Origin of the sequence: Photobacterium japonica (genome assembly GCF_050337005.1) — a bacterium.
GTDB lineage: Bacteria > Pseudomonadota > Gammaproteobacteria > Enterobacterales > Vibrionaceae > Photobacterium > Photobacterium japonica.
On the sequence record NZ_JAKJSN010000110.1, the window covers coordinates 1 to 4,044 of the forward strand.

Genomic DNA, 4,044 nt, shown 5'->3' on the forward strand with positions numbered 1-4,044 from the left:
GATTTAGCCAGAGCAATCATCGCTGATTGTTACGACCACCTTTTAGTACTCAACCAGCGCATTGACGATCAGGAACATTGCTTTGATATGCTGGTATCGCGCAGCCATAATGCCAAAAAGATAATGAAAGTGGCGGGCATCGGTCCTATTACCGCAACGGCGGTGATTGCCAGTATCGGCAAAGGCGAGCAGTTCGATAAAGGCAGAGCTAGATTTTAATAAAAGGTGCTGCTTGGCTCGGTTTAGTGCCAACCCAATATTCCACGGGCGGTAAACCAAGGCTTGGCCGTATTACCAAAAAAGGCGATAAGTACCTTCGCACACTACTCGTTCATGGGGCACGGGCGGTGATTGCCAGTCTGGGCGACAAAACCGACCGACTCAGCTTGTGGTGTAAAGACTTGGTTGAGCGGCGGGGCTTCAAACGCGCTATCGTGGCATTAGCCGCTAAAAATGCGCGAATTATCTGGTCGCTGCTRCGYCACGACACCGACTACGAACCCATMAAAAATTAACGGATGTAGAAACCATTTGTGAGGGAATCACACACTTCACCGGGTCATTGCAATAGCCAATAATGATGTATGGTTAAGACCATTTGCGGGAAAACCTGATAATGCGGCGGGCACAAAAGATGCCTTCTAACGAATGAGGAACCGCAACCGCGTAGGGTCATCAGGGTCATCAGGGTCATGGTAAATAAGCCAATAAACAGACCGAATGTTATAAGCATCGTGTTGATGGCTTTGTTATGTGCGCTGTTGAACATTAAGTACCATTGGAACATAACGAATACCGTTTAAGCTTAACTCTTCTGATACTGGCTTAAATCCTACTTTTTTATAGAAACCAAGCGCATAAATCGAAGCTTTAACGCTAATTAATTTTGCACCACTTACCGCCTTCATTTCTTCAACTAAACCCTTAGCCACACCAAAACCGTGATATTCAGTTTTAACGTAAAGATGACCAATATAACTTTCGTCACGCCAAGCTATATAACCGATAATTTCGTTATCAATAGTGGCTTTAATCGCTGAATAAATACTGGCATCCTTTACCTTGTCGATATCAGATTTAAACGCCATTTTGATAGCTTTTTGACCTTCAGAATTAAGAAGAGGTACAACATGCTTATCATTAACAGCTTCACCTAATTTAAGAATTACATCTAAATCTTGATGAGTCACTTTTTCATACGATAATTCCATTTTTACTCCTAGCACATAACGAATGGCATAGACTCCCCCTCATCCGGCTCTGCCACACTTGATGAGTCAGGCTCGATAAAATCTCGGAGGCCACCCTATCACTTTCAATCTATGACATTGATCTTGCCAAACATAGCTTCAGTATCCATGGCGAAGATATGGCAGGCAAAGGTACTGATCCACAAAACCCTTTTCTTTCTATAAATTCAAGGGAATATCTAAGGCTCTTGCAACGTTTGCTAATATCCCGCCCTCATTGGCATCTCAGCCTTCACTGGATCTACTGTGCATTGGTTGTTCAAGCCCATTTGCTTTGATTAGCCATCCCAATGTTGCGCATCAATGCGAACAACAAAGTTGCTTACACCTGAGCCGAGCCTGAAGCGGAAGCAGCCATTCTCTTTGAATAGTGCCTACTCGGGTTAACCGATGTATGACTAGGAGGACGCCTAGTCTGGCCCTGCGTAAAACTAGCAGGCAGCGGTGAGACCACAGTAAGAGACCCTCAATATGTGTTTGTTGTAAGCGACGATAATCGACAGAGCGAAGTAGACAGCTTTGTTGTTCGATTATATTGGCTGCTACGCAGCCAAGGGGGATCGCTTTACCCCTTGACACCTCAAAGGCTCATATGTGTTATGCGTGTGCTACTACAGGCAAAAGACTTTTTCTACCCAATCATCTTTTTCAAATGGACCATGAATTGATTTAAAGCACCCTCGGCTTTCTTCAATATTGCGATCCAAGTTTGTCGCAACCCAATCAACAGTGCATATAACTCGATCTGTATCAAGAATGACCCCTTTTACAATACCAAGATGAAGTATTTTGATACCGGTTTGACCTCGACCTTTCATTCTTTTGATCGCTATCCGATCACCCGATTGGATTTGTGACGCATTTTTATACTGCGCAGGTTGAGACTCTTCATCCCAACCAAGCATCCATATTCCCTGTTCAAGAAACTTAGTATCTTGATGCTCAGTTCCTCCCCAAGATGCACCAACAACCCAATAATGATTCATAAAACTCTCCTTTTTGATAAAACGCATAACGAATGACATGAACTCCCCCTCATCCGGCTCTGCCACACTTGATGAGTCAGGTTCGATAAAATCTCGGAGGCCACCCTATCACTTTCAATCTATGCATTGATCTTGCCAAACATAGCTTCAGTATCCATGGCGAAGATATGACAGGCAAAGGTACTGATCCACAAAAGCCTTCTCTTTCTATAAATTCAGGGGAAGATCTAAAGTTCTTGCAACATTTGCAAATATCTCGCCAGCCCTCATTGGTATTGAAACCTGTGGCGCTTCCTATTATTGGGCGCGTGAACTGACCAAACTCGGCGAACTAAAGCGCTGCGCGTGCGTATTCAACTACTGTTGCTGGGTCTGTTTTATTACACGCCACCGACTGTGCCGATAACCGAGACCAAAGCCGTTCGTGTCTGCCCATGCTGCCAGCATGACATGGCCTGCGTAGGCGTCAGCCGACCGAGATAGCCGAAAGGCGAACAGAATAAGGATAATGGTGCAATAACAAGCGACACAGAAGGAAGGTGAAGGTCCAAAGACAGAAAAACAGCTAACTCATTGATAAGTCGACATTCACGTGCTTATCTCGGCATCGCTCGTCTTGAGAAAAGGACTGAGCGATGTTCCCACCAAACCCAATCGCACAATTTACTCTACAAAGAGGCGTCGGACTTGTTCAACACCTGGGATTTAGTGTTGGCTGCGAAACACCTTAATCCTTATTTGTTAGAACTATTCTCCAAATATACCCGGATTGTATTTTTTCCATATTTTCATTTCTACATCCTCGGGGGTATCTGGGTCTTCAGTTGTCCACGTTGGATATTGAACACATTCGATTGCCGTTTTAACCATTTTATCAATCGAGTGATAATACAGATCTATGCCTTGAAAAACACATATAACAGGTTCATTAAAACTATTAGACCACTTGTGATTACTTGCAGGAATTACAAACCAGCCACCATTGAAAGCAGCAAATGGAAAGCAGTCTTTTAGTAAAACACCATCCTCTTCTAATGTATTATCAACACCATGAAATTGGTTCATAGATCTATATTCCGTCTCTGCCTGTTCAAGGCTGATAAAGCTCATATCCCGAAACCAAAATGGGAACTCTTCTTCCCATGCATCGTGTTCCTGCCCACCTTTCCACGTATAGAGATCTTTAATTGAAGTTGGAATTTCAGCTGGAAACCAGTTTGAACATTTAGCTTCAAGTTCCTTTTCTGTTAAAGGTGCTAATAATGATGAAGTTACCAAGTGACCTTTTCTTTCAAAACAAACACAAAGCTCGTTGAGAAGCTGATGTACTGTTTTCATATTTCATAACCCTCCCTAGTTCTAACGAATGACATGGACTCCCCCTCATCCGGCTCTACCACACTTGAAGAGTCAAACACGATATATGTTCGGAGGCCACCATGTCACTTTCAATCTATGGCATTGATCTAGCGCCATTCCACAAAGATTCGGCTTCAGTATCCATGGCGAAGATGCGACAGGCTACGTCTTGACCCACAAAACAGCCTTTACAACGTAAAACTCACGGTGTTTTTCAAGGTAGTTGTCACTAGTTGGTCAATTATTACGCTGCTTCTCTTTCGGGATTTAAGTGTACTGCCCCGATAGGCTGGCAGTTCCTAATATTCTTTGACCAACGTTCTGGTTTCTTGCTTCGATGTGCTGATAACACCTTCTCTCGATGGCTCAGTATTGCTGCATCTTTTCCATTGTGCCGTTCTGACGGCGTAACATAATTTAGACGGCTATGCTTATGTTCGGTGTTATAC

At 43.6% G+C, this 4,044-nt stretch carries 3 protein-coding genes and 3 pseudogenes; 2 read left to right on the top strand and 4 right to left on the bottom strand.

The window, feature by feature from the left end; genetic code table 11:
- Positions 1-515 (top strand): annotated as a pseudogene (locus tag L4C36_RS23350) (IS110 family RNA-guided transposase); the annotation flags it as partial.
- A gap of 234 nt (positions 516-749) precedes the next feature.
- Here L4C36_RS23350 and L4C36_RS23355 read toward each other — a convergent pair.
- Positions 750-1,211 (bottom strand): GNAT family N-acetyltransferase, encoded by a 462-nt coding sequence (locus L4C36_RS23355; RefSeq protein ID WP_428480169.1) that lies wholly within the window; start codon positions 1,209-1,211, stop codon positions 750-752.
- Positions 1,212-1,861: 650 nt separating this feature from the next.
- Positions 1,862-2,275, bottom strand: a complete 414-nt coding sequence (locus tag L4C36_RS23360; RefSeq protein WP_428480170.1) for a hypothetical protein — start codon at positions 2,273-2,275, stop codon at positions 1,862-1,864.
- A 297-nt stretch (positions 2,276-2,572) separates the two neighbouring features.
- On the opposite strand from L4C36_RS23360, the pseudogene L4C36_RS23365 reads away from it, so the two are divergent.
- Positions 2,573-2,719 (top strand): annotated as a pseudogene (locus L4C36_RS23365) (IS91 family transposase); the annotation flags it as partial.
- Positions 2,720-2,983: 264 nt separating this feature from the next.
- On the opposite strand, the gene L4C36_RS23370 reads toward L4C36_RS23365, so the two are convergent.
- Both L4C36_RS23370 and L4C36_RS23375 read right to left on the bottom strand, forming a co-directional pair.
- Positions 2,984-3,574 carry an SMI1/KNR4 family protein gene (locus tag L4C36_RS23370; protein ID WP_428480171.1) on the bottom strand — a complete coding sequence of 197 codons (591 nt, stop codon included), beginning with the start codon at positions 3,572-3,574 and terminating at the stop codon, positions 2,984-2,986.
- Between the two features lie 265 nt (positions 3,575-3,839).
- A pseudogene (locus L4C36_RS23375) lies at positions 3,840-4,044 on the bottom strand (IS3 family transposase); the annotation flags it as partial.

Excerpts from the sequence above, each read along its gene's own strand:
- L4C36_RS23360 (WP_428480170.1), bottom strand. The coding sequence starts at position 2,275 with ATGTCATTCGTTATGCGTTTTATCAAAAAGGAGAGTTTTATGAATCAT.
- L4C36_RS23355 (WP_428480169.1), bottom strand. The coding sequence starts at position 1,211 with ATGGAATTATCGTATGAAAAAGTGACTCATCAAGATTTAGATGTAATT.
- L4C36_RS23370 (WP_428480171.1), bottom strand. The coding sequence starts at position 3,574 with ATGAAAACAGTACATCAGCTTCTCAACGAGCTTTGTGTTTGTTTTGAA.